We start from the raw sequence: 25513 nt of genomic DNA on the forward strand, positions 1-25513 counted from the left end.
AAATTGATTAAAATACAATATAATTATATTATATGATTTTGAGAAAGGAATTTCATGACTCTTATTATTGAAAATGTCAGTGAAGATTTTTTGCCTGCATTTAAAGGTTTAGCTAAAAGTATAAATGCTAAATGTAAAGTTTCTAAACCTAAACTAAGTAGTTTTGAAAATAAGATATTAAATGCAAGCAAAGAGCTTAGTAAGGAAAAAAAAGATAACACTGCATTAAGCTTTAATTCACATCAAGATTTTGTGAAAGCTTATCAAGATGGCAAAATATAAAATTTATTATCATAAAGATTTTATAAAAGCCTATAAAAAAATAAGTAACGAAGAGCGTAAAATAACAGATAAAGTTATTATAAAGCTTTCTAACGATGAAATTTTAGAACCAAAATATAAAGATCATCAACTAAAAGGTGCATTAAAAGATTTTAGAGAGTGTCATATAAAGTCTAATTTATTATTGATTTATCAAAAACATGATAATGAATTAGAATTAAATATTTTAAAACTAGGCAGTCATAGTAAATTATTTAAAAAATACTGAAAAAAATAATATCAAAACAACTCAAAAATTAAAAAATACAATTTTAATCTACACCCCCCCCCTAAGGCTAATAAAAACAACAGCTTTTATCTTACAAAAAATATTTTTTATCTTCCCAATATTAATTTTAAAGTTAAAATTAACAAATTAAATTATAAAACAGAATAAATACTAATATATCAATATTTAATGCTTATAAAAAAGACTTTATAAAGGACTTTTGTGGGATATATAAAGCACCTTTAGGGGCGAAATAAAGCACTTTTTTGGTAGATTTTAAGCAAAAAATAATAAAAAAGAAAAAATGGACTTTATAAAGGACATTTAGGGGATATATAAAGGACTTTTATGTGTAAAAAATACGCTTAAAAAGCACTTAAAATAAACTTTATAAAGAACAAAAATGTAAAATATAAAAAATCCTTGCAAGATACTATAAAATAGGCATTTAAAAGCACTAAAAAACTTGATTTTTATTGTAAATTTTGGTATAATTTTAATATTAAATGTAAAGGAATTTAAATGTCAAATGAAATAAGATTAGAGAACATAAAAAGATTACAAAAAATTGCAAATGAGATTAATTTAATTTATCAGCAAATCAAAGATGAGAATGTATTAAAAACATTGCACGATGAAAATGCACAAAGATTTATTTTTGTTTCTCTAATTAAAATCAGTGAAAGCTTTAAAAAAATCAAAGAAAGTGCTGATGATGAAATCTTATCTTTATTTGACAAAAAAGATTTAAAAAGAATAAATGATACTAGAAATTTCGCAGCTCACGATAATGAGGAAATTAGATTAAGTGCTGTTGCTAATGTAATTAAGTATGATTTATTTAGAGTTAAAAGAAGTATAAATATATATATGGGAAAATTAGAAAATCAAAAACAAGAGATTATGGAAAATGTGGTAAGGAAAAAAGGAAATACAAATCCTTTTAAAGAGTTATTATATACACTATTACTTTTTGGTTCTATCGCTATGGTGTTTTGTTTTAATATTTTACATATTATTGATAATATTGATGGATATACAAAAATTATCTTATCTGTAAGTTGTGTTTTAATAGAATTGATATTTCTTTATTTTTATAAGGAAAATACTTCTGTGAAAATATTCGTATCTTTTTTAATTCTATTTTTACCAATTAGAAATATTGTTCTTTACACTACTTCATACGATATTTATTATTTATTTTTATTATTCTTTGTTTTATTTTTTATTGGCGTTTTAGCAATTGAAATGCGCAGACTTAAAAAAGAAAAATATTTTAAACAAACCAACGAGGAATATGAAAACTACTACAAAGATGATAAATTTACCTTCATCGATGATGATCTTGCTCTGGTGAATGGGACAGGTATTTACGAGAGATAAAAAAGGAATTAAATTCCTTTTTTATCGCCTAAGCCAAAATGCAATATTTTATCTGCGGTTTCCAACTTACCTCCAACTTCTTTATTAATATTTGAACCACTAGCAACTTCTTTAATATCTTTAGCATTTGGCATATTAGAATTACTTCTCATATCTTTTGCCCTAGAATCAACCTGTTCTTGATTTAGATTATGATTTAATAAAGTATTACCACCTACATTTGTAAATTCTTTATTTAAAGCATTAGGACTTGCTATTGTGTTTTCTCCTACATTACTACCTGCTCCATATTGAGAAGCATAATTTGAAATTAAAGCAGGATGTTTAATATTGGCTGAAAATATACTACACTAGTAATTTATTCAGCATATTTATTTCTTTTTTAATCAGTGTCTTAATTTCATCTTTTAACATAGCCACCAAAACTTTTATTTCAAATTCTTGCTAAATCTAAAAACAATACTTCTTTTGAGACTAAAAACATCTTTATGTGCTAATATAAAACTCTTGAATATACATATTTAAAAGAATTTAGGTGGTTGTGATGCACAATTTTTGTTTAAGTTTTCTGTGGGAATGAATTAGAACTACCGATGTTTTGATTAAATACAATAGACAACATATTCTCTTCTTTATCAATAACTACCTTGGGGAAAATAGACATTAATCTAATGGTTTCATTTTTAAAACTGCACAGTTAATAATACCAAGTCATAATCACAATAATCTTCTTTAGAGAATATGTCTTCATTAATTCTATTATTTTTATTAAATGCTGGATAGTCGCTATAGCCGCATCAAGAATTCTAGTTTGCAATAATAACATAGAGCGTTTTTTGGTGATCATTGTAATGAATTCATTATGCTTATTAACAATAAAATTATCTAACAAAAAACTTTTGGAATTATTTAAAGTAAAACCGCTAAGCAAGGTAAAGTAAAAGTATAGCCAAGCTTTATCTTAAATAATCTATAAAATCAAGGTTTTTAATATATTAATACACTTATTTGAAAAAAATCCACAATAAATAAGGAAATACTTATTTTACAGCTTTAATTCCTTTATAATTTCCTTACTCCAAATGCTTGTAGACATTTACAAATTCAAAAAACTTATATAATTGTTGCTTATGAATATTATAACGAAATCTTTATTTATAGAAAAATATGAGCTAAATTAAATCTATTTGCCGACTTAATTTAGCTTATCTAAAGAACAAAGCTTCTTTTTTAAAGCTTTAACCGCTGATCAACTTCACTATATTTTTGGCATAGCCGTCATTAACTACATTAAAATTACTATCTTTAATTTTCTTTTTAGTTGTTGGATGGTGAGGCATATATAATACAATCAAAATACAAATTACACCAAGCTCTCCATATTGTCGTTTAATATGGCCTAACTTCTCTATATGTTCTGCTTTTACGGCGCCACTTTTACATTCTATAGCAAAAAGTTTATATCCATCTGTAAATAATATATCAAACTCTTGATAATCTCTATGTCGATATTTTGTAAGGGTTTTATTTCTTAACTTTGTATTTATCTGCAAATCATAAATAATACCTTGTTCAACCAATGGCAAAAGCTCTAAGTAGACATATTCTTCAAACCATCCACCTATAATATAAGTAACAAGCTCATCCACATCTCCATTTATAGTTACACTTTGATGTTTATCTTTCAATATTAAATTTTTATTATTCAAACTAACACACAAAGAACCAATTTGGATATCAAAATTTTTACTTTTAAATGTCTTAAAGTCTATATATTCGTGCAATCTTTTATATAACTCACGTATTTTATCTTTATTGTCAAATAATAGGCGAGTTGCACCTATCTTACTTTTTATTTTATTCATATCAGTATCTTGTATAATTTCTAGTCCTTGTGTGTTAGCTTTTAAAAAATCACTTACCCTAGATAGTGGCCGTATCCTTTCTTTTAATATATTGTCATTTAATGAATATAGATTCTGATTCGTATCTATATAAAATGCTTTCTTTTTCAGTTCTGTTGCTACGCTTAATCCAGCCAAAAGCATAATTTTTGTGCCTCCTGTTAGATTAAAAGCTATCTTTTTGCTCATTAAATTATGTTTTTCTATAAAATCCTTTATTCTATTTTTAATTTCTTGGAGATTAAAAACATCTACCTCAATATTATAAATTTTAGCATTTTGTGTAAACTTTTGCGCTACACCGATTATTTCTTTATGATCTTTTCCGTGTATCAGAATACACATTGTATTATCCTCAGCATTTAACCCTCTTAATGCCCATACAAGTGGCATTTTTTCATTTCCACAAGTATGAAAGATACAATCATATTTGCCTATGCTTTTAATAATCTCTCTAAGACGACTTTTAATAATCTCTTTATTCCACCAAGATGGGAGCGAGATAATAAAATCGGTATCAAAATGTTCTGCTACTCCAACATCTTTTCTGCATTTATTTTCTCTATCCCACACATAATGTCTATGCCTTATTGGGTTTATAGGCGCATTTTGATCCAATAAATCATTATAAATTCTCCAATCCTTTATATTACGCTCCAGAATATCTTGCGAGACATTATGCGCAGAAGGATTTTGCACTGTTACTTTTTGTGTTTCCATGTGCTCTTCTAAACTCTTTGGCTCTATGTTTAAAAAAACTATCTTGTAGCCATACAATCTAGCCAAGTCTGTATAGGCTTTGCACTGCCAAGGTAGCAAATTTGTATTATCGCAAACTACAATTTTTACACTCATTATCAGACTCTCTTTGAAATTCTCCAAATTCTCTTTATGATAATCGTTGAGTTTTGCTATGTCAAAGACATATTTATCTCCAACCATGAAAAATTCATCTGTAGAGTGAACCCTAAAATCACTTTTTGTATCTATACCGCATTCATCTAAGGTATCCTCTATGGTTTTTAGAGCTGTAGTCTTACCACTACCTGGCACAGCTCTATTAATAATTACAAGTTTAGGCTTCATCATTTACCCCTGCTATTTTTATTGAGTTAATATTTTCGCCATTAATAAATGACAATAAAGCATAAATTAAATCTGGCATTTCTTTATACTTGCTAGGTTTTTCTTCTAATTCTAATTTTAGATAACTTTTTAGATTGACTTGTCTATCTTTTATTAACTGATTAAGTTCTAATAATTTTTGTATTAAACATCTAGCATTCTTATCACTAGGATTAAGTATATTGAAACCTTTTTCGCGAAGTCGTAATAACGATAATAGCACTTCAAGTGTATTTACCAAAAATGGTTTTACTGACAACACCTTGCTATTTTTTGATTTATATAATAAATTTTTAATGCTGATATACTCTATTGATTTTTTAATTAATTTATATGCCATGCTACTATTTATTTCAAACACTAAATCTTTACTTCGCCATAAACTAATAGCAAGTATGCTAATTTGTTTTTCAAATTTATCATTAATTACTGAATCTAATATTTCTTTCTGCCAAGGTAGTGTGGCATCGCCTATGGCATACGCTAGAGCCCTATGGTTTTTAATATTATAATCCAATAGATACTCTCCAATAGGTGAACAATCATGTAAGATACTGCAAAAAAATACAAACTCATCTTTTAATTCTTTATTGTTCATATCCTTAAGTTTATCTTTCATAAAATCTATAAAGTTTCTGATTGCATCGCAAAAAGAACTTGGCATATCACCATCTCTTAAAGAATGACCATTAAAAATGCTAATCATAGGAAAACGAGTATTATACAAAATCTTAGCAGCTATTTCATCTGTTTTCAAAGATAAATGTTCAAGAGATATGGATTCACCTCTATATTTATTATTATCAGTTTCATATCTTATTAAAAATATAATATCACCTTCATTAATATTATTCCAATCTACTTTATTAATAAATTTATCTTTGTGACAAAAAATCTCATTACCTAAATCATCTTTAGCAAAACAAAAGTATTTGTTTTTATTAATATGATAAACTGTAGCTCTCACTTTTTCTTTTTGCGTAAACTCTTTTTGTATTTTTTCAATACTTGTTTCTATCCAATTAAACAAATCATTCTCACCATCACCATCTTTCTTAGGATAATGTTGTAACTCATAAATACTTTTAACAAGTGGATATGGTGGATATATATTAGACATATCTTTTCGTATTTGCTTCATTACACCCTTGTGCCATTTTGCTTGCATTTGCTGTAAATTTCCATCAAGTGGTCTAAAAATAAGCGTATAAATGTTTTCATCATCATAGCTATATTGCAAAGTTAGTCTACATCTTACTTCTTCTTTAAATGGCATCATATCAGATTCTAAAACCATGGAATAATTTATATTTTTGTCTTCTAGAAATAATGGAGCAATTATTTTTTCTGCATTCGCAGGAATAATAAATTGATCTTTTATGCAAATTTCATTTTTAAAATCTAACTCATCATTATCATTAACTAAATTAAATTTTTCTTCTTTAATACCATCACTAACACCCATATCCAGTTTTGGTAATTTTTCCCCCCATAATATAAAACCATTTTCTTTTTGTTCTATTAGCTCTTTATAGTACTCTAAATTTTCTTTTGGATCATCTTGTATAATCTTTATATCTGATTTGAATAAATCATGAGAGTTTTTATAAAGTAGCTTTACTTCATGTATATCATTATTTACTTCTTCTTTTGGTAATTTGGATATATCATAAATTCTATTATTTTTATAATACTTAATATCATTTTGAACTAACGCTTTTACTCCATTTTGTAGACACTTTTTTAATAGTTTTTGCACAATTTCATCTTTATTCTTGATGTTATTTTTATATTGTTTACTAGGATATTTTTCTAAGTATAATCCTTTGCTTTTACTTTCTTTTAACTCATCCTTATACCGCACTAAAATTGGTGTCACATAAATCTCTTCCATATTATTTTTTTGAAAATATAATAATGTATCTTTCTCTTTTAATTCTCCATTAAATAACATTTTAGCAGCTGCTAAAATAGATTTATTAATAAAAAAAGCTTGATTAAAATATGCTCTTATGCTTCTGTGCTTATCATTAAAATCAAATACATTAATATAATCAGGTAAAATATAATAAAGTATATTAGATTCGCCTACAAATTCTTTAATATCATGCAAAAATACATTAAATACTTCACTATTTTTTAACAATAAACTTTCTGCTAATGTATAAAATGGATTATTCATATCAATTATCTTTGTATGATTAGCATTAATTATTTTGTTATTAATTTTTTGCTTTAACAATAATGGCATAGCAATGTGTTTTGAATTCACATAAAGCATCGGATAAAGCCTAAAAATATCTATAAATATTTTACTCTTACTGCTATTGATTTTATCCGGTGGTGGCACAATGTGCTTTAATGCATTATTTGTTTCTATAAAATTCAAACATTTATTTTTAAAACTTTTTAAATCATTCTCACTATTTAGATATTTCTCTATATCACAATCTAATAGCCATTTAGTTTCAAAGTGCACACTATAATCTTTTTGACTATAACTTAAATCGCTTGGCAAAATTCTTACATTTGTATTTTTATGCAACAACGATAAAGCAATAAATTTTTTTAGATTTTCTCTAGTAATATTTACATTCCTTTTAAAAGATTGAAAATCGCTCATTACATGTTCTAAATGATTAAGCCATTTATATATTTTATAAAATTTTGCATAATGCTTGTGATGTAGTAAAATATTATTAGGGGTAATTTGTGCTTTATGATTAACTTCATTGAGATTATTTCTAATAAATTGTACTATTTTATTACGCAACCCTTCATCAAACTCCCGAAATTCAGCTATTGCCACCAATCGCATCAGTACTATTTTTAATACACGATTCTCGGGATTATCTCTAAAACCATATCGCTTCACACCTAGCACTTTGCCTTGAGCTAGTTTTTGTTGTATAGTAATACCATTTTGTCTAGCTATCCATCCTATACTTTTACTATCTAGCTCTTTGGCTCTAGATATCGGCATTACCACATGCGTACGCCTTATCTGCGATGATATGCACTGCGAGATATGCCAAAATGAATCTTCAAACATATCTAGTATATAAAACAAATCATCATAATTTTTAAAATCATAATTCTGCACTCGCTCTAAAAAACCAAATAAATCACTCTCATTAAAACTTGCTATGCTTTTATCAAAGCCAATGGCAAAGTTTAAAAGACTTATTGTTTCTAAAAGTACTTTATTCTCAGGTTTATAAAGCTTAGAGAGATTATTCATTTTATGCCTTTTTATCCTCTGTTGATTTTAATTCTCTTGTGAATCTAAATAGTAAGCGCTATTAAATTTAAATTGCCCATAGGGATTACTCATTGCATACTTAAAATCTTTTTCTAGGTTTGGCACTTCTTTTAGAATAATATCATTAATTTCATCAAGCACTTTTTTCTCCTCACCATGCAACTCCATACCTCTTAGTTTTGGCATAATTTTTTGGACTATTGAATCTTCAAACGCTATCTTTAACACTTTTTCTCTATCATCTATAAGCGGATAATGAAGCATATAAGCTTCCATAGATTGCCACACTCTATGCCCTATCGCCCTATGAGCTTTAGCTAGCTTTTCGTTAATCTTTTCTGCAATTCCTTTATATTTTGTTAAATTAATATTTTTTTGAGTTTTACTAACCCAGCTTTCCCAGGTAGTCTTTGGTAGCCATTTAAATTCGCAAATATCATTTAGTTTTTTTAGCTCTAAACGACTAACTAGTTCTTTTGGACGTGGGAAATTAAGACAAAATGCTCTATCTAGCACTTTATCGCTTAAACTCTTTGTTGTTTCATCTTCATTCATCGTCCCAACCCACAATAAATTTGAATCTAGTTCTATTGGCATAGTTAATCCAGCACCAATAGGTATATCTAAATTTACATTATCGCTTCCTCTTTTTGTTTCAAATTTACTTAAAAATTCTGCAAAATATAATTCAATATGTGCCAAATTTAACTCATCAAGCAAGATGAGATTCATAGATTCTTTTAACCCATAAGGATTTGGTGCATTTTCATCTTCTTGCTTTGATTTTATAGAAGTTTGCACCAAAAATTTAAAAAGATTTGTTGCATCAAATTTGCCCTCAATAGTATTATAAAAACCCACCATAGAAGCAGGACTATCCCAAGTAGGTTGCACAGCCTCGCTCAAAAAGTTAAACCCACCAAAATAAGCATAAAGCTTTGGTAATTCAGATTTTCCAGTACCACTTACACCGCTTAAAACACTAAGTGGTGACATAGAAGCCGTTTTTAGCATGGTATGGAAAGCATATAAAAGTCGCTGTGGATATTCCACACCATATTTTTTCATATTAGATTCAATATACTCTAACCATTTAAGCTCATCATTCTCTTTGTTTTTATTTTCGCTATTGAGTTGTATTTCAAGTGCATAATCTTGCTTGATTGCTTCTTCACGTTTTATCTGCTCTTCTTTACCCATAAACTGGCTTTGCAATTGCTTTAATCTATCATCCGCTTTTTCATATTCCTTTTTATAATAATCTTGCTCTCTTAGTTGTTCTCTTAAGTTTCTGAGCTCTATCTTGAGTATATTGAGTTCTGATTCAAGTCTATTATACTCTTCTATTTTATCAAGCTGTTCGTTATAAAATTGCTCTTTTTTATTAGCTCGCTCTTGAATCGCATTGATTCTTTCTTCTCTATCGTCTTCTACCTGTTTTAATCTCGCTTCTAGTCTTTTTCGTTCTTGTTCAAGTTCATTTTTTTCGCTAATTAAGTCTCTATCTTTAAAGCGTTCATATTCTCTATAGCTCTCTACTAACATATTGTATTCATTTAGTAATTTTTCGTTTTCTTCCTTTTCATTTTTAAGTTTATTTTGTAGAAAATCTATTGTTGCTTGTACCTTATCTTGCGATCTCTCAAATTCCTTTTGTTTGCTGACTTCAAATGCTTTTTTCTCTGCATTTAAATTTATTCGCTCTACTTGTATCTGTTCTTTTTGTTCTGCAAGTTGTTCTCTTTCTTGCTCTAGTAAATCTATTTTTTCTTTAAATTTTTCATCAAATTCAGTGTCCAATTTGCTAACAAGTTCTGCTTTTTTCCCTCTCATTTCTTCTTTCAGTTTTTTTTCATATACTTCTTCTAGCTCTTTTTTAGCATTATCAATTTCTAGCGTTTTAAGCTCTAATTCCTGCTCTTTTTTCTTAAGTATTATTTCTTTTACGTGATAGTCTTTATGTTTGTTGAGTAAGATTTCTTGCTCTTTTTGAACTGCTTGTGTTTGTTTTTCTATTGCCTGATTTACTCGTACATTAAACTCCGAATTGACCTTATCTTCTATCTCTTGTTTATAGGTTTCTTTTTCACTCTCTAAGGCTTCTTGCTCTTTTTTTAACTTTTCTTGTTGTTCTTTTAATCTAATAGAAAATTCATTTAGTTTTTGTTTTCTTGTTTCTTGCTCTTGTTCTCTTTTGCTGAGTTCGTTTTCTCTTTGTTCTAATTCTTGCTTTTCCATAATCATCTCCTTCAAATGTGATAAATAATCTTAACGATAAAGTTAATAATGTTTTCATGTAGCTTTTTCAGCTCATCTACGCTTGTTTTTTTGATATCTTCTATTGTAGGATTAGCATGCGCCCTTAACTCTAAAAGTTGCTTTACATATAGCAAGTCCTCATCTTGATTGATAGATAGATATATTACTACATATGCTCCGAGTGTAGCATTTTCACCCTGTTTTGCTTTTTTTATATGATGTTCTCCAACCTTACTTAACCATTCCACCTTTCTAGTCTTTTCTATATCCATTTCTCTTATGGATGCTTTGTGTATTTGTATGTATTGACGCATTACACTTTCACATACTTTATAAAGCCCATGTGTAATATCACCGAATACATCTAGGCTTAGATCTTGATTATCTTTGCATACTTCTAAAGCCCTAAATGCTTCAGCTAAGGCTTCTATATTATCATCGCTTAATCTATTTAAAACTTTCCTGGGTACTTCTTGCTCTAATAAGATCATGCCATTATGCGATCTCGTTTCTTTGCCTTCTTTTGTATTGATATTGCTTATAGATTCCAAAAGCTCTTTTAATATATTAAGTTCTTTTATATCCATTGGCTTATTATTCTTCTCTATACCTCCACCATGCAAAGCTATATTTCTGTCATTGTGCAACATAAATAAAAGATTTAAAAACTCAGGCTTTTTAGCAAATCTGTTTAATGTTACATCTTTATGAAATAATAATTTTGCTAAATATGATTTTAGATTATCTCCATTGTCATTTATAAATAATAATCTCGCTTGATTGATTGTAAAGCCCATTTGCTCTGCACAATCTTTTATAAATTCAGGTTTGCTTAGAGAGATATGCATTGTATATTCATTTTTTTGCACCAAATATGCAAAATATTTTTCATAAGCATTGTATAGATATTGACATTTATTCTCTTTAGCAAATCTCTGTAAATTATAAGCTACCACATCTCTTAAATCCCCATAATTTTGTTTGTAATTATTCTCTTGCTTTTCATCTATATGATTTTCTGCTCTTAAGTTTTTTAATAAATCTCCATAATGATTATTTAATATACTCTCTAGCTGCAAACTAGAAGCTGCATTAAACCCATTTGTTATATTAAATTTACGATTTTCATCTAATACTATTTGACAATGCAAATAGATCTCTTCCTTATGTTTTGGTATTTCCAGATCTAAATTTTCGCTTATTTTAAAATCATTATTTTTATTGTGCATAGCAACTGCTTTAAACACTTGATCTAGTGTGGGTATAGATATACCACTAGATATAGGTGGATATACAACCTTTGCTTTAAAATTTTTTCCATCTCTTTCAAATAAAATCTCATTTTTACTTTTATTGCCACCACTAGATTCAATAAACCGATCCACATCTTGTGTTACAATGTTCAATACTTCACCGCTTCTCCTCTCCTGATAAATTTGGTATTGCACAATTTCCTCTCGTAATTCTTGTGTTGTTGGGTTGTTAATTTTATTGAGAACTAATTTTAATAATGCCCTGTAATCTATATCATTATTATTCTTTAGCCCCAAGATTTCCGCTAGTTTTTCTATATTGTTGTTGTAATATGGATCTATTTCTATGATTTTTGCTACCGCTTCTTCTAAAATATTATTGCCATCATAAGATTTGTTTGCAACTATTTCATATAAATAGCAAGGGATCAATACATGTTTACCCCCTTGTCTATGATTCTCACGGCTTAAAATTTTCATAATACACGCCCCTTAGTTTCACAAAGTGAGGCAAATTCATACATCCCTCTAACATATTGCTTAGCTAAATTGCTTTTAAAATATGCCATATCTCCTACTGCGATGAGACATTTTTTTTGTCTACTCATAGCAACACATAGTCTATTTGGTACTGCCAAAAAGCCAAAAGCTTTTTGCGGCGATAGATTATTATTAATATTTCCACTACGCACAGTCGATAGAAAAACAATATCAAATTCATTACCCTGGAACTGATCTACTGAACCGATTTTAACTTTTTCCAATGCTTCTTTTATCGTGATAGAATTTAAATTTTGTTTTAACTTTTCTATTCTATCCTTAATTGCATCAGTTTGAGCCCTATAAAAACTAATAATTCCATAGCTTAATCCTGACCCCGCTTCGCTGCTCATATATTCTACAAGTTTAGATTCTATCATATCAATTTCACATTTTCGCATTCTACTTGTACCATTTTTAGAATCTATACCCATATCTTTTGGTAAATTGATCCATACTGCTGGAATATCTTCAATGTCTTTGAGTTTGTGGCTAAAATCACTTTCTGGGCGTGGAGATTCATATCCTTCATCATGCTCTTTATAAAATATATTGCTTACCAAATGTCCTAAAAGTGGATGTGTTCTGAATTGATTATTGAGTGTGATAAATCGCTTAACCCCATCTATCTTCTCTAGCTCTTGAGCTCTTACTTTTAAAAAACCAAACATACTTTCTTTGAGCAACTCAGATTCGATACTATCACCTTCTTTCGTGCCATCTTCCATCTCTTTTAAAACTTGTTCATGAAGCATATGTGGTAATTGTCTATGATCACCAACGAGAATAATGCGATGTTTTGCTAAAACTAAAACCAAAAACAAATCTAGCGGATTAACCATAGCGGCTTCATCAATAATAACCGTATCATAGCTATATTGTTCATTGTTTTCTTGCACACCTTTTGCATCTAAAACCTCCTTGCCTGAGCTTTGTCCAATAGTTGCACTAAAAGCTATGCTATAATCCTTCAACATATTCTTTAGCGCAAAGGGATTACTCTGTAATTTTTGTTTAAATTCTGCCAAAACAACATTAATTCTGGATTCTATGCTTAAATTATTAAACACGTTTATTACTTTTTCTATCAAATCCAATACTTCGCTATTGGGTTTTTCTTTTTCGAACTTAGGTTTAGGGGTAAATCGCCTAATCAAATCATTTTTTAATTTTATTAAGTCCTGGCAAAAAAAATTATTTTTGAGAATCTGTTTTTCCTTATCTGTTAACAACTCCCTAAAATCACTTTCAAGCAAATCATAATTTCTATCAATACCATCATCCTGAAAACTCAACTCATTACTTCTGATAGCATAAATAAGCGATAGATTATTCTCTATTTTGTTTGTGTTATTTATATCTAATAAATATCTAGCTATATCTCTACATTCTTTTAATTTTAATTCTTTTGTGTCAATAATTTTTTGTAAAATTTCTTTTTGTTTGCTTTGGCTTGGTCTTTTGCAATAATTTGCAGCCAATTCTTTAAATTCCTTAATAGATTTTGAATCTTCTTTAATAACGATATTATTTGCTATTTTTCCACTCCATTCCATTATATAATCATAATTATCTAAACTATCTATTTCATTTGTTTTTTTGCCATACTTTGGCGTAGGGATTCCATTCAAATTCATCCTTTGTATCAAATTTTCTACTGCGGTATGTTGAAATCCACCTATAAAAATACTACCCCTTTTATTCAAATCCATATCGATTAACTCATTTAGTCTTTCTATGATGGCATTTAGCACGGTGGTTTTTCCTGTACCTGGTGGTCCTTGTATAATAGCTATATCTTTTGTGTTTATAGCCATCCTAATAGCTTCTATTTGATTTTCGGTAGGCTTAGTCTTAAAAATCTTTTGTTCAACACTATCACTTAATGGTGGATAGGTATTTTTTTGCTGTTCATTTAGTATTTGTTTTAGATTTTCACTCACTTCACTTGCAAAGATCATGGGTAGTATAGGATTGGCGCTTTTTCCTTCTAACATTCTCTGCCTTGCTTTATATTTTCTCTTCAACGCTACAAAGTCGCCAAAAATACTCAAGCTAAATTTCTTACCTTCTAAATCTTCTAAATTCATGTTGTCTTGCTTTTCTAGTTCTATACTTTCACTTGTTATTCTCTCTATTTTATATGTCTGTATTTTATTAGACTCATTTTTTCCCTTCAGCTTTTCTTGCGTGATGTTTTCTTGCATATAAGTTTTAAAATCTATTTCCTTATTCTCGAGATATGGTGGTGTATTTTCCATAATACATATAAAATCATTCTCGCTCATCTTGCCTCTTAAATCAATCCCCACTTTTAACTTAAATCTATCTACTTCTTTTATTTCTATCTCGCCTATATCTCTTGCTTTTTTTAGTAAAAAATCTCCTTCTTTTATTGCATATTTATCCCAAATATCCAAATAAGTAGAAACCAAATTACCATCTTCTAGCGCATCTTTTATATTAGCTCTTATGCTACCATCTTTAAACTCAAACGGCTCTTTTAACCTTATCAATCGTAGCCCTGCTATCTCTTTTTGTGTTTTTTCCATAAGTTTTGTAGCTTTATAAATGATGCTGTCGTCTGCCATATTTAATCGTTCTATAGCTAATTGTTTGGTATCACTTAATAATGTAAAAGCAATCTCATCAACTTGTATATTTTGTTTCTGGTGTTCTAAATCTTGTATTTTTTGTTCTAGCTCTACTTTATTTTCTATATCTTTTTCTATGGTTCGTTGTAATTTATTTATATCATTTTGAATCTTTTGTGACTCGTTTAAAAACAATGTGTCTTTCGCATTATTGCCACTAGCAATGGCGATATAATTTTGCGCATTAATTGTGATTAAGAAATCATTTTCTTTCAATTGTTTGTTTAATAGCTTCTCATTTAGCTTAATACGCAATTTTTCATAAATACGTGTTAATGGCATAGCAAAGATAATAATTTTGATGGTTGCTATTTTATTTTTTACTTTTAATACTTTTACTATTGCATTGGAGCTTCGTTTAAACTCTAACTCTATTTCGTTGTATGTGTCTATGTATCTGAACTTTATTGTTTCATTTACTCCATCAAGCTCCATAGAATCCACGCTATGTAAGATTCCTAATAATTCTACTTTTACTTTATCGTTATCTATCTCCACTTGTTTTATAAACGTTCTATCGGTTTTTATCCCATCAAATTTCATTGCCTATCCTTAGTGTCATACTGTAAGCATCCACTTCTATTGTTACATAATGAAATTCGTCAATAGGTCGTTTATATTGCCTAAAAATCTCTCTATCACTAATTTTCATTTTTTTGTCACATTTCTTTTCTATAATCACGTTATTTTTGTCTTTTTTTATGGAAAATAGTGTCTCTTGTGTGTTGCCACTTAGTTGTATTGCTTCTATTAAACTTAAAGGCACTTCCACTTGTGAATCTAACTCATGTACAAATCTTGCCTTTTTGGTTTCAATCATTACTCTTAAGGGCTTAACTTCACCACAATATGGACAGCTTTCAACATAGCTATCATAATAACTCATTTCACATTTAGGACATTTAAGTGTATCATTGAGTGCATTTTCTATCGCTTTTATCCATAATGGCATAATAGGTCTTTTGTATGGTGTTAATTTGGCTTCTTCAAAAGTCGCACCAAATAAATCTTTTAATGGCTCTGTGCTTAAAATCCCTCTTAATCCTTCAGTGTATTCACTGCTAAAGTACTCACTGTCTATCCAGTCTTCTTCCCATATCTTTTTAGATTGATTATTATCACTATCCCAATCGCTCTCATTTTTAACAAATGGATACACCATACTAAGAAGATAAAAAGCCAAAACACCAAAGGCGTAAATATCACTATACACTGAGTTATTACCGCCTTTATCGATTTCTGGTATTTCATAATTAGGGGTATAAACACTACTTTTAACTTTGCTTTGATATTCTATGTTATCTGCGTCTATAAATTTTATTAATGGCATTTGACTATCGCTTATAAAAATATTATTAGGCGATAAATCACAATACACCATCCCTTTTAAGTGTAGATCGCTTAAGATACAAGCTATGTGTTTTAGGATGAATAAACGCATTCTAAGTCCACCGGTATTTTTATAGTGAGTGATTTTACACGCCCAAATGTGGTTGGATTTAAACATTTCTTGTAAAAAGAATGGTATTTCCTCCTCTCTAAAATCATCTGGTTTCACACCGTTAGGAGTAAGAGTTATAAGTGGCTTAAAATTATCTAAAAGCTTCATAACATAGCCCTTTTGTCCTTTAAGTAAAACAAGAGGAGTGATAATATCTAAATGCAAGAATGGCTTATAAATAAGTCGTTCCATTTTGGCTTGAAAATCCTCTAATGATTCGCTTCCATTGTCTATTTTTAATGCTGTGTCACCATCTCTTGTCCTATACACAGCACCTTGTCCACCCTCTCCTAATAAATCTTTTTCCTCATTGTAGATATGCTGATATTTATTTATATCTAACACTGTTTTGTCTCGTGTTTTTTTATTTCGCACTTTCATCACATTCTCCAAGCCACTACGATACTTTTATCATCACAGAAACCTTTATTATTAAAACTATTTAACCAAGCTCTTATTTCTGTTCTTCTTGCGTGTGAATCCATTCTTTTATATTCGCTTATATACTCACTAAAAAATGTTTTTGTATGTTGCGAATCTATGATTTCACTAATGCCATCACTACACAAACCTATAGCTTTAATATTAGATGAATCTAGTTGCAACCATTTCATTTTTTGAGAACCAAAAGGTGTAGTAACATTGCTAAACTCGCCATTATCTTCTAGAATATATGTCGTATCAGCAAAAACTACAATCATACCATCACCAACTCTACCAAAATATGCGTATTTTTCGCTTATTATCGCACACAAAAGCGTAGTTGAACAATCCTTTATGTTTAAACCTTGCTTGTTAATATATTTTTGCCAAAGATTAAGTAATATAGATTCGCTGTTAACCAAGTCATCAAAATCAAATTGCTTTTTTCTTAATATGGTAGTAAGACTTTTTGCTAAATATTTAGCCCCTATATGTGAAAATTTCTTAGAGCCTAACCCATCACACACAACCATTAGACATGCATTTTTGAAATGACGTAATAAACAATAATCTTGATTTAAAATCTTATTTTTGCCTTTGACGCTTATACCAAAGCCATTAAACATCATTCCCAAGAGTTATCCTCATCATCACTTGATAAATTCATATTTACGGAGTCTAAAAACGACATAATATTATCTATTGTATAAACTGTATCTGCCATCTTTTTTAATGCTTGAATATCTGCATCAAGCCCTATAGCAAGTGCTATGTCAAATTTTTTTTCATCACAATTAAATAATCCATCACTAAGCAAAATCTTTCTCCCCTCTGCCTCAATGCATAGATTATTATCATTATCTAAAGCTATAAAATCTAATCTTATTTGATTACCATTTAAGAGATAAAAAGTAGCATTTGAAATAGCATATGCCACATATTTAGCCACCTCAATTTTATCCATCTCGTACATAGAGCCGCTATTATCAATATATACATTAAGCATTTTAGCACCTAAAAGGTTTAAATTCTACTATGTCTCCATAGCATTTATTATAATAAAACTCCTTATGATACCAAGCATCAAGTGCGATAGATAAATTTAATATATGCTTCACACCGGCTCCAGCATTTAAAGCTATAAAATGATCTATAAAATCATATATTTTATTACCATTCAATACTTGAACTTTCTCTATAAATAATATTATAGAAATATTTTTACTCTCACTTTGTTCCATAAACGCTTTAAAGTTCCTCGTATTTTCATTCACGTTACACTCATACGCAGACAGTATAAAATCTTTTATATCATCATACTTTTCGATCACAACAAAACTATTATTTTGTATATTATCTAAATCTTTAAAGAATTCTAAATTTTTTACAAAATACGCATTTCTATCTTTTAAATTTTTCGCGACTACTCTTAGCATATCATTCTTTTTCTCTCTCGTACATATTGCGATATGTCGCCCACGATTTAGATTTATCTCCAAATTATCTTCAGCATAATTATTAATTACACCAAATGTTAAAATATGGGGTTGATTATTAAAGGTTTGTGGCATATAAATTTCTTTGTCACCATCATAGACTTTATTATTATTTTTTTGGTTTTTCGCGACCATTTTTTCTAACTGTTGTTTTAATGCAGACTCACTAGCAAAAGGGATACGGACTAAGATATTCTCCTCTTTTACTCCCGCACAAAAGTTAAAGACACCATAAGGCTTACCTTTTAGATTTGCAGCCGCATCATTATTGCTATTTAGTATATTATGTGAATCTTCTAGTCCCATTACTAAAGCCATTCTATTGCCTATTTGTCCTTTCATCTCGTTTATATCTACCTGCTGCATTCCACGCAAACTTTGTGTGCTTAAAATCAAATGCATCCCATAGCTTCTACCTTTACGCAGAATTTCTACAAAAAGCTTTTGAATATACATTGCTTTTTTATCGCTTAATAACACTTGGAATTCATCTATAATAATGAGCATCCTCGCGAGATTTTCCCTTGTTTTTTCTCTGTATTCTTTGAAGTCTTTCACCCCTGCTTTTTTAAACAAATCTGCTCTTTTGTTTTTTACCTCAATAATATATTCTAAAAAGCTAACACCATATTGTATATCACTATGAGTAGCCACTAACGAAGCGTGATTAAGCATAGGATTTGTATAAATATTAAATTCCACACCTTCTTTATAATCTAATAAAAACAGTTCTAGTTCATTTGGTGGATAGTAAAAGCACAATGAGATGATCATTACGTGAAGCAAATTTGATTTACCACTACCACTCCTACCGCCTATTAATGTGTGATGTTCTGAATCAATTGCTCCTATTTCAAAATAAATAACTTTTTCATTCATATCCTTTGCTATGGGAATTTTAACACCATTTATACTTTTTTTATTCCAAAATTCATTTTCATTTAATAAGTCGCTAATATCGTATTTGATTTGAGAATCTTCTCTGTAAAATGAGTTTATAGATTCTAAAAATTTATTTAAATCCCGTTCGCTTGGTAATTTTTCTCTGTGAGGAGCAAGGTGTAATGATTCTAGGTCATCGTAGGTGCTATCAAGAAACATTTTAATATCACTTAGCTCTTTTAACTGATTAATCAGCTCTCTTTTGTTTTTGTCTCTTTCGTCTTCTATCTCACAACGCCCTATAACAATAGGTAATATTCCACATTCAATACCAAATTTTACAATGCGGTTTAGATATAATGTAGATTCATTATTAAATTCATCATCAAAGCCAAAGATAACTAGCACTTTCAGTGGCAATAAAGTCTTAGGGTTAAATTCATTAAATTCTTCCCAACTCTCATAATTTGCTAATTGATTTTGCAACACGCTCTCCATATAATCAGCCAACTCCCTAAGTGCCTGTGTGATTTCTTTTGAGTAGGTTAAAATACGTTGATTATAAACAAAATCATTATTTAGAATAAGTCTTAAACGTCTAAATCGTTTCCCCAGGCTATTCGTATCAATTAAAATAAGTTGTAATTTATTAAGCGGCGTAATACTTAGTAATCTCAGCAATAAAAGCGTGGTAAAATACTCACTAATTTCAAAATCACTACTAAAAAATCCTTTGGGAAATAAAAAATTATGGCGGACAGGAATTTTATTGTCAGATAATTCAATTTCTTTACAATTAATTGTATTTTGCCCTAGCAAAATATATTTTTCAAATATTCCATTTTTACGCAAGGTGATATTAGAAAAATGTTCTTGCTTGCCACGCTCTTTTTTGATTGCTTTGCTTAAATCATCAAAGAGTTGCTTTGCTTGCTCATCAAATCTTTTCTTTATGTTCTTTAGTCTTTTTGTATCTGCACCTTCACTATTTATTAACTCCTTATTAAATTCATAGTGTTGTATCAAAGCATTAATTTTTACTAATATATTTAACATAATGGTCTCATAGATTGAATTTCTTGCAATCTAGAATCCACTTCCCTGATTTTGTTATAAATATTTGCTTCAGTCTCACATAATTCCGTACCTATTCGTATCATATCTGCCATCTCATTTGTAAGTATATCTGCACCAAATTCATCATTAACATTGTCATTAAATGTATTATTTAGAGAATAAATATTGCTTAAAATTGCTTCAAATATCATCATCCACCCCAAACAACTTTATAAAAGAATTAAATGGCAATAGTTCGATTTTATTGCCGCTTTCATGTTCATAGAATCTAACTAAACACAAGTTTAAATCTACCAAATAAATATTACCAAAGCCATCCCTGCCAAAAGGTATCTCGTTATCAAGTATATCTTTTAAATTCTTTATATAATCTCTTACATTTTCATATTTTGAATTTGGATTGAAATTTAAAACATTATTAAAAATATATATTTTCCCATCGATACGTAACTCTCTATTTTTAGGGGTCCCAGCGTTATTTTTGATTAAAAAATCAATTATCTCCTGCTTTAGTTTTAGATCTGATATATCTTTTATTTCAAAATGCTCTACAAACAAAAATCTCATCTTTATTCTCTCTCACACCACAAACTATATCCACCTGTATGTCGTACAGCATTATGTAAAGAAGTGTCTACTAACTGCAAACGACCGGGTGGCGGATTGCCATCGTGATGCCATGTATATCCATCAGGTGTTATACCATTTTCTATTTGTTCTAATTGTCTTGGACTAAATTTATTTTTCAGGCTATCATTCTTTGTAATTGCTTCTTTTAAACGCATGTTAGCCATTTTATCATGAATGTATCGCTCTTTATTAAAATCACTTATAGCAACTTTTGTCTCAAAGTTAGCTTCAAATTCTGGCATATTATATTTGCTTATTTTTACATCCAATTCGCTTGCATTTTTCGATGTGATAAAAGTATTTTTTTTGGCATTTAACTTTTCTATATATGCATCCTCTACATCCTTTATACCTGTCTTATTCATAGTATAGAGCATCTTTTGGTATTCAAAATATTGTGATTTTTGCCTCATAAATTCAATATGGTCTTGTCTAATATTAGCATCAAAAAGATAGATCTCTAAAGCATCTACAGCGTGATTTATCCTAGCATTTAATGAATTCACTATGCTACTAAAATGCTCTATATAAATACCAAGCTTGTCTACATTTTCTTCGCAAAATATCATAAAATCACTATTTAATTCACATACCAAAGAAAGTCTTTGCTCCATTAAGGTTAAATTCTCTAAAGCTGTTTGTAATTGTATCTGCGCAACAGCAAGTGCTCCGGCGGTTTGAGGTAATCCAGCTGTTAATGTTGCAACCTCTGCTTTCAAAGTAACTACTTTTGTTGTAGCATCAGCAACCAAAGCAGTGGAATGCATTTCCTCTGCGGTAAGTTTAGCTTTCGTAACGTTTTGCATTGTATTTTTAAGTGTTTTACTGCCTTCGTGTATATCTTGTACTATACCATCCGCCCTAACACAAGTGTCATGTAAGGCTGACACATCTTTTACGGATACCATCAGCTACCTTGGTATTGTCTCAATTCAGTCGCTTTACGTAAAATGTAATGAATGGATTCGTCGGCATAATCACTAAATCTACCAATAGAATGAGAAAATCCTATCATATTTTCATCAAACTCAACTCTTTTATTATCTTGCCAATCTTCACCAAGCGCAGCATAAGCACCATTTAACGAATTTAAAGCATTTTGTATTTCATCAATAAATCGTCTCAAGTCATTAGCAAATCTTTCCATTGAATCCGGGTTATTATGTACCATTGCCATAGTTTATTCCTCCATTAATAAGTAGTTGGATCATCCAAATTTACATCGATTTTGAAAACCTGATTTTTATCTTTTTGTGTTACCCTTGTGCTAACTGACATAGTAATTTTTTTAAATACTTTATATAATGCAGATGCATCCTCAGCATAGAACAAATCATTTTCACATCCATCGATAAAATACTTTAACATATTTTTATTTGCATCTTTTCCAAAAGCTATTGCTAAACGATCACATTTAGAGCTTCGTCCATTACCTATAAATTGTTGCAAAGGGCTTTCCCATTCATCATTTGGCTCCCCATCGCTTAAGAGTATAATAACAGGACGGTAATCTTTGCTCAAAAAAATACTTTTGTCTTCCACTATTTCCTTTGCCATAGATAAAGCACCACCAAGTGGCGTCATGCCATCAGCAAATAATAATGGCAGCTCTGATAAATCACCAATAGGAGTAAGTGGTGTATGTAGAGATATATTGCTACCAAAAGTAATAATACCAACTTTAATAAAAGTCTCTAATGTTTGGGCTTTCCTAAATCCCTCTATCATTTCTATTAAGGCGTTATTCAGAGCTTCTATTTTGCGTATATTATCATTATTTCCGCAAAACTCTGTCATGGAAGCACTTACATCAAGTAATAACAATACTGGAATGGATTTTGGGGAGCTAACGGCAAATTTGGAGGGATCAAACATCTAATACTCCTAGAAATTTTATATTTAATTTTCTATCATTAATTCTACTTTGTGTTTACTTAAAAACATTTTAAAAGCATTTATCATCATTATTTTTTGTTAAGAATATGAGAACAATATTTATATAATAAAGTATCACAAAATGATATACATATTAAAAATAATTTTATTTGCTAATTAATATATATTAGCTTTTAAATTTAAAATACAAATAATAAAAGACATATAATAATAAATTAAACAATAATATTTATTAAATATTTTAAAAAACTAGTAAAAATATATATTAACAAACTCTAATTAATTTTTTTTAAATTATTACATCAGAAAAATATAACAATCAAATAGATTTAAACAATAAAAAATAAAAATACTATGGTAAAATTACCCTAAAAAAATACACAAAGCCATGAGAAAATGCACATATTTTATCTCCATTTAAAAAACCTCTTAATTCCCTGCTCCTATCTTTTCCATCTTTATTATCTTTTTTGTACGCTAGCATAATCAATCTTATTATTTTTTTCATCAAGAACAGTTCCTGTTTTAAATTCAGTTGCACTTGCTGCTTTTTGAATTCCACTGGCTAATCCTTCTGATTTATCATCATTAGGTGTATTTCTTGTTCGATTAAAGCCATTTATTCTAGAATTTAAATTATCTATAGCTTTATTGTGTTCAGTCATAACATCTCTTGGATCATGATAATTGTGTTTTGTTTATCCGAACAATCCATTTGAATTTACATTAGAATCTACACCTGTATAGTGTGATAATTACGCCCCTCCCCTTTTTTCTTACAATCATATGATTATAATAGCTACAGAGATAATTACATATTAACTTATAATCAAAGCTATAAAATATACTACACTAGTAATTTATTCAGCATATTTATTTCTTTTTTAATCAGTGTCTTAATTTCATCTTTTAACATAGCTACTAAAACTTTTATTTCAAATTCTTGCATTTCTTTTTCAACCCATTCTATAAGATTTCTCTTATCTTTTTCTTTTAAAATAAAACAATGAATGGTATTTGTATTATCTTTAGATAGATTAAAATCATTTAAGAGTTTCAAAAAAAGATTTTTATCAATATTGTTTTCGTTAATATTATGTTTTTCTAAGTATTCAATAAAATAATAAAAAACCAAGAGCATTCTTTCACCTTTCCCAGTCCAAGAATGAGCTAATTTTTTAGCAAAAGAATCACCTTTAAATTTTTGCAGATGTGATGTAAGTTTTTCTAACTCTAATCTATGTAAAATGTGATTAAATAATCTTTTTGTGTAAGTTCTGTAATTAAGTTCTTTTGATAATCTTACAATATGATGTGCAAGATATTCATTATCATCATCATAGCACCCCTCTAGTAATAAGTCATTTGGGGTAACTTTAAAAATATCACATAAAAGCAAAATTGTATTAAGCGGTGGCTCAAAATTTCCTGTTTCCCAAAGACTAATTGTTCTTTGTGTTGTATTTAGCATTTTTGATAGTTCTAATTGAGTTAAACCGCTTGCTTTTCTTATCTTTTTTAGATTTTCTCCAAACATTTTATAACTCCTTTTTTATAATTTTAAAATAATATTACTTAATATGGTATAAATTATCTTTTTATCACTTAATTGAAATTTAATAATAAAATATGATATATTATATCATAATAAATTACAAAAGAGACATAATGCTATTAAATACAATATTTATACAAAAAAGTGATTTTAGTTCAAATGAGGATGAGTGGTTGCTAAATTCTACTATACCTAGCGAGTCTATAGGTGTTTTATATGGTGCTAGCGGTAGTGGAAAAACAACTATTTCTTTATACTTGTGTAAAATAATTTTAGAAAAAAATAACCATACCAGAGTATTTTATATTAATGCGGATATGGGTATTGCAAATCTCAAAAAATACGGTTTTAAGGAAATGCTTGATCTGTATGAAAATCGTTTTTATGTAGCTGATCTTACTTGTTGTAATGAAAAATATATTTATCTTGAAAAAATATACGATGAGATTTTGAGTATGCAAGATACTTTTAAGGTATTTATAGTTGTTGATTCTTTAAACTCTATAGCAAGAAAAATCGGAAAATTTATAGATCCTAATTATTTGTTTGCAAGAGAAAAAATTATTAGAAAAAATGGAGGTTCTGTGCTTTTTATACATCATTTGAACAAAAATGGAGTTTTTGCTGACTCTCAGCAAATTATAGATTATTCTGATTATACTATTAGATGTGTTTATAGTGAAGAAAAAGAGTCTATTTTACTAATGTATGAGAAAATGGGACGATACCCTCTTTTTAAAAATAGAGCTTTTAGAGTTAAAAATTTAAGAATAATAGAAGAGATTGAATTTAATGAAGCAGAACTTAGTTGCTATGAATTAGAATTTATTAAGACAACATTGGAAATTTTAAAAATGGGCAAAATTAATCAAAGTGAATTGATTAAATTAGTCTTAAGAAATTGCAAAAGATATGTTGGTCGTGAAAAGGCAAGAAAACTTTTGCAAGAATATGCAAAAAAAGGAAAATGGTGCATGCTCAAAGATCGTTTTAATAACAATTCGATTTATTATTACTTAAAAAATGAGGAAAAATAATGGATATGGATAATATAGTGATTTGTAAAGCTAGTGATCTTGAAGATATTTTTAAAAAGATTTTAAAAGAAAATGAATTAATCAAA

General features: G+C 28.8%; 22 protein-coding genes. 4 read left to right on the top strand and 18 right to left on the bottom strand.

Annotated features, from left to right (window positions below; genetic code table 11):
* The first annotated feature begins 54 nt into the window (after positions 1 to 54).
* From L8X28_RS07470 to L8X28_RS07480, 3 genes are all read left to right on the top strand, one after another.
* Positions 55 to 282, top strand: coding sequence for a hypothetical protein (locus L8X28_RS07470; RefSeq protein ID WP_039628376.1), 228 nt, complete (start codon positions 55 to 57; stop codon positions 280 to 282).
* Positions 269 to 550, top strand: a complete 282-nt coding sequence (locus tag L8X28_RS07475; RefSeq protein ID WP_263665957.1) for a type II toxin-antitoxin system YafQ family toxin — start codon at positions 269 to 271, stop codon at positions 548 to 550. Before L8X28_RS07470 ends, L8X28_RS07475 begins: the two co-directional genes overlap by 14 nt.
* Before the next feature lie 522 nt (positions 551 to 1072).
* Entirely contained in the window at positions 1073 to 1933 is an 861-nt protein-coding gene (locus L8X28_RS07480) for a hypothetical protein (RefSeq protein WP_263665959.1), read from the top strand.
* Between the two features lie 8 nt (positions 1934 to 1941).
* Here the strand turns inward: L8X28_RS07480 and L8X28_RS07485 are convergent, their stop codons facing one another.
* The 18 genes from L8X28_RS07485 to L8X28_RS07570 form a co-directional block, all read right to left on the bottom strand.
* Positions 1942 to 2085 (bottom strand): hypothetical protein, encoded by a 144-nt coding sequence (locus L8X28_RS07485; protein WP_263665960.1) that lies wholly within the window; start codon positions 2083 to 2085, stop codon positions 1942 to 1944.
* Positions 2086 to 3171: 1086 nt separating this feature from the next.
* Positions 3172 to 4923, bottom strand: coding sequence for a hypothetical protein (locus L8X28_RS07490; protein ID WP_263665961.1), 1752 nt, complete (start codon positions 4921 to 4923; stop codon positions 3172 to 3174).
* Positions 4913 to 8203 carry a DUF2357 domain-containing protein gene (locus L8X28_RS07495; protein WP_263665962.1) on the bottom strand — a complete coding sequence of 1097 codons (3291 nt, stop codon included), beginning with the start codon at positions 8201 to 8203 and terminating at the stop codon, positions 4913 to 4915. Before L8X28_RS07495 ends, L8X28_RS07490 begins: the two co-directional genes overlap by 11 nt.
* 27 nt (positions 8204 to 8230) lie before the next feature.
* The gene (locus L8X28_RS07500; protein WP_263665964.1) at positions 8231 to 10462 is read right to left on the bottom strand and encodes a hypothetical protein; all 2232 of its coding nucleotides are present in this window, start codon (positions 10460 to 10462) and stop codon (positions 8231 to 8233) included.
* An 11-nt stretch (positions 10463 to 10473) separates the two neighbouring features.
* On the bottom strand, positions 10474 to 12216 hold the full coding sequence (locus L8X28_RS07505) for a hypothetical protein (protein WP_263665965.1): 1743 nt from the start codon (positions 12214 to 12216) through the stop codon (positions 10474 to 10476).
* Positions 12213 to 15473 (bottom strand): AAA domain-containing protein, encoded by a 3261-nt coding sequence (locus L8X28_RS07510; protein WP_263665966.1) that lies wholly within the window; start codon positions 15471 to 15473, stop codon positions 12213 to 12215. The genes L8X28_RS07505 and L8X28_RS07510 overlap by 4 nt, the downstream gene beginning before the upstream one ends.
* A complete protein-coding gene (locus tag L8X28_RS07515; RefSeq protein WP_263665977.1) occupies positions 15463 to 16812 on the bottom strand; it encodes a protein kinase domain-containing protein in 1350 nt (449 codons plus the stop codon). Before L8X28_RS07515 ends, L8X28_RS07510 begins: the two co-directional genes overlap by 11 nt.
* Positions 16812 to 17483 (bottom strand): PP2C family serine/threonine-protein phosphatase, encoded by a 672-nt coding sequence (locus L8X28_RS07520; protein WP_318529640.1) that lies wholly within the window; start codon positions 17481 to 17483, stop codon positions 16812 to 16814. The genes L8X28_RS07515 and L8X28_RS07520 overlap by 1 nt, the downstream gene beginning before the upstream one ends.
* Positions 17480 to 17860 carry a hypothetical protein gene (locus tag L8X28_RS07525; RefSeq protein WP_263665967.1) on the bottom strand — a complete coding sequence of 127 codons (381 nt, stop codon included), beginning with the start codon at positions 17858 to 17860 and terminating at the stop codon, positions 17480 to 17482. Before L8X28_RS07525 ends, L8X28_RS07520 begins: the two co-directional genes overlap by 4 nt.
* A 1-nt stretch (position 17861) precedes the next feature.
* Entirely contained in the window at positions 17862 to 20288 is a 2427-nt protein-coding gene (locus L8X28_RS07530) for an FtsK/SpoIIIE domain-containing protein (RefSeq protein WP_263665968.1), read from the bottom strand.
* Complete coding sequence (locus L8X28_RS07535) at positions 20282 to 20512, bottom strand: hypothetical protein (protein ID WP_134238552.1); 231 nt, start codon at positions 20510 to 20512, stop codon at positions 20282 to 20284. Before L8X28_RS07535 ends, L8X28_RS07530 begins: the two co-directional genes overlap by 7 nt.
* Positions 20490 to 20867, bottom strand: a complete 378-nt coding sequence (locus tag L8X28_RS07540) for an SMI1/KNR4 family protein (protein ID WP_263665971.1) — start codon at positions 20865 to 20867, stop codon at positions 20490 to 20492. Before L8X28_RS07540 ends, L8X28_RS07535 begins: the two co-directional genes overlap by 23 nt.
* An 11-nt stretch (positions 20868 to 20878) precedes the next feature.
* The gene (locus L8X28_RS07545; protein WP_263665972.1) at positions 20879 to 21847 is read right to left on the bottom strand and encodes an HNH endonuclease; all 969 of its coding nucleotides are present in this window, start codon (positions 21845 to 21847) and stop codon (positions 20879 to 20881) included.
* Complete coding sequence (locus L8X28_RS07550) at positions 21847 to 22116, bottom strand: WXG100 family type VII secretion target (protein WP_144584623.1); 270 nt, start codon at positions 22114 to 22116, stop codon at positions 21847 to 21849. Before L8X28_RS07550 ends, L8X28_RS07545 begins: the two co-directional genes overlap by 1 nt.
* Before the next feature lie 14 nt (positions 22117 to 22130).
* Entirely contained in the window at positions 22131 to 22814 is a 684-nt protein-coding gene (locus L8X28_RS07555; protein ID WP_144584624.1) for a vWA domain-containing protein, read from the bottom strand.
* A 373-nt stretch (positions 22815 to 23187) separates the two neighbouring features.
* On the bottom strand, positions 23188 to 23319 hold the full coding sequence (locus tag L8X28_RS07560) for a hypothetical protein (protein ID WP_263665973.1): 132 nt from the start codon (positions 23317 to 23319) through the stop codon (positions 23188 to 23190).
* Entirely contained in the window at positions 23297 to 23500 is a 204-nt protein-coding gene (locus L8X28_RS07565; protein WP_263665974.1) for a hypothetical protein, read from the bottom strand. Before L8X28_RS07565 ends, L8X28_RS07560 begins: the two co-directional genes overlap by 23 nt.
* Positions 23501 to 23682: 182 nt before the next feature.
* Entirely contained in the window at positions 23683 to 24372 is a 690-nt protein-coding gene (locus L8X28_RS07570) for a helix-turn-helix domain-containing protein (RefSeq protein ID WP_263665975.1), read from the bottom strand.
* Between the two features lie 131 nt (positions 24373 to 24503).
* On the opposite strand from L8X28_RS07570, the gene L8X28_RS07575 reads away from it, so the two are divergent.
* Positions 24504 to 25427 (top strand): AAA family ATPase, encoded by a 924-nt coding sequence (locus L8X28_RS07575; protein WP_263665976.1) that lies wholly within the window; start codon positions 24504 to 24506, stop codon positions 25425 to 25427.
* Positions 25428 to 25513: the final 86 nt, after the last annotated feature.

The organism is Campylobacter sp. CNRCH_2016_0050h (assembly GCF_025772605.1).
Lineage (GTDB): Bacteria > Campylobacterota > Campylobacteria > Campylobacterales > Campylobacteraceae > Campylobacter_D > Campylobacter_D lari_D.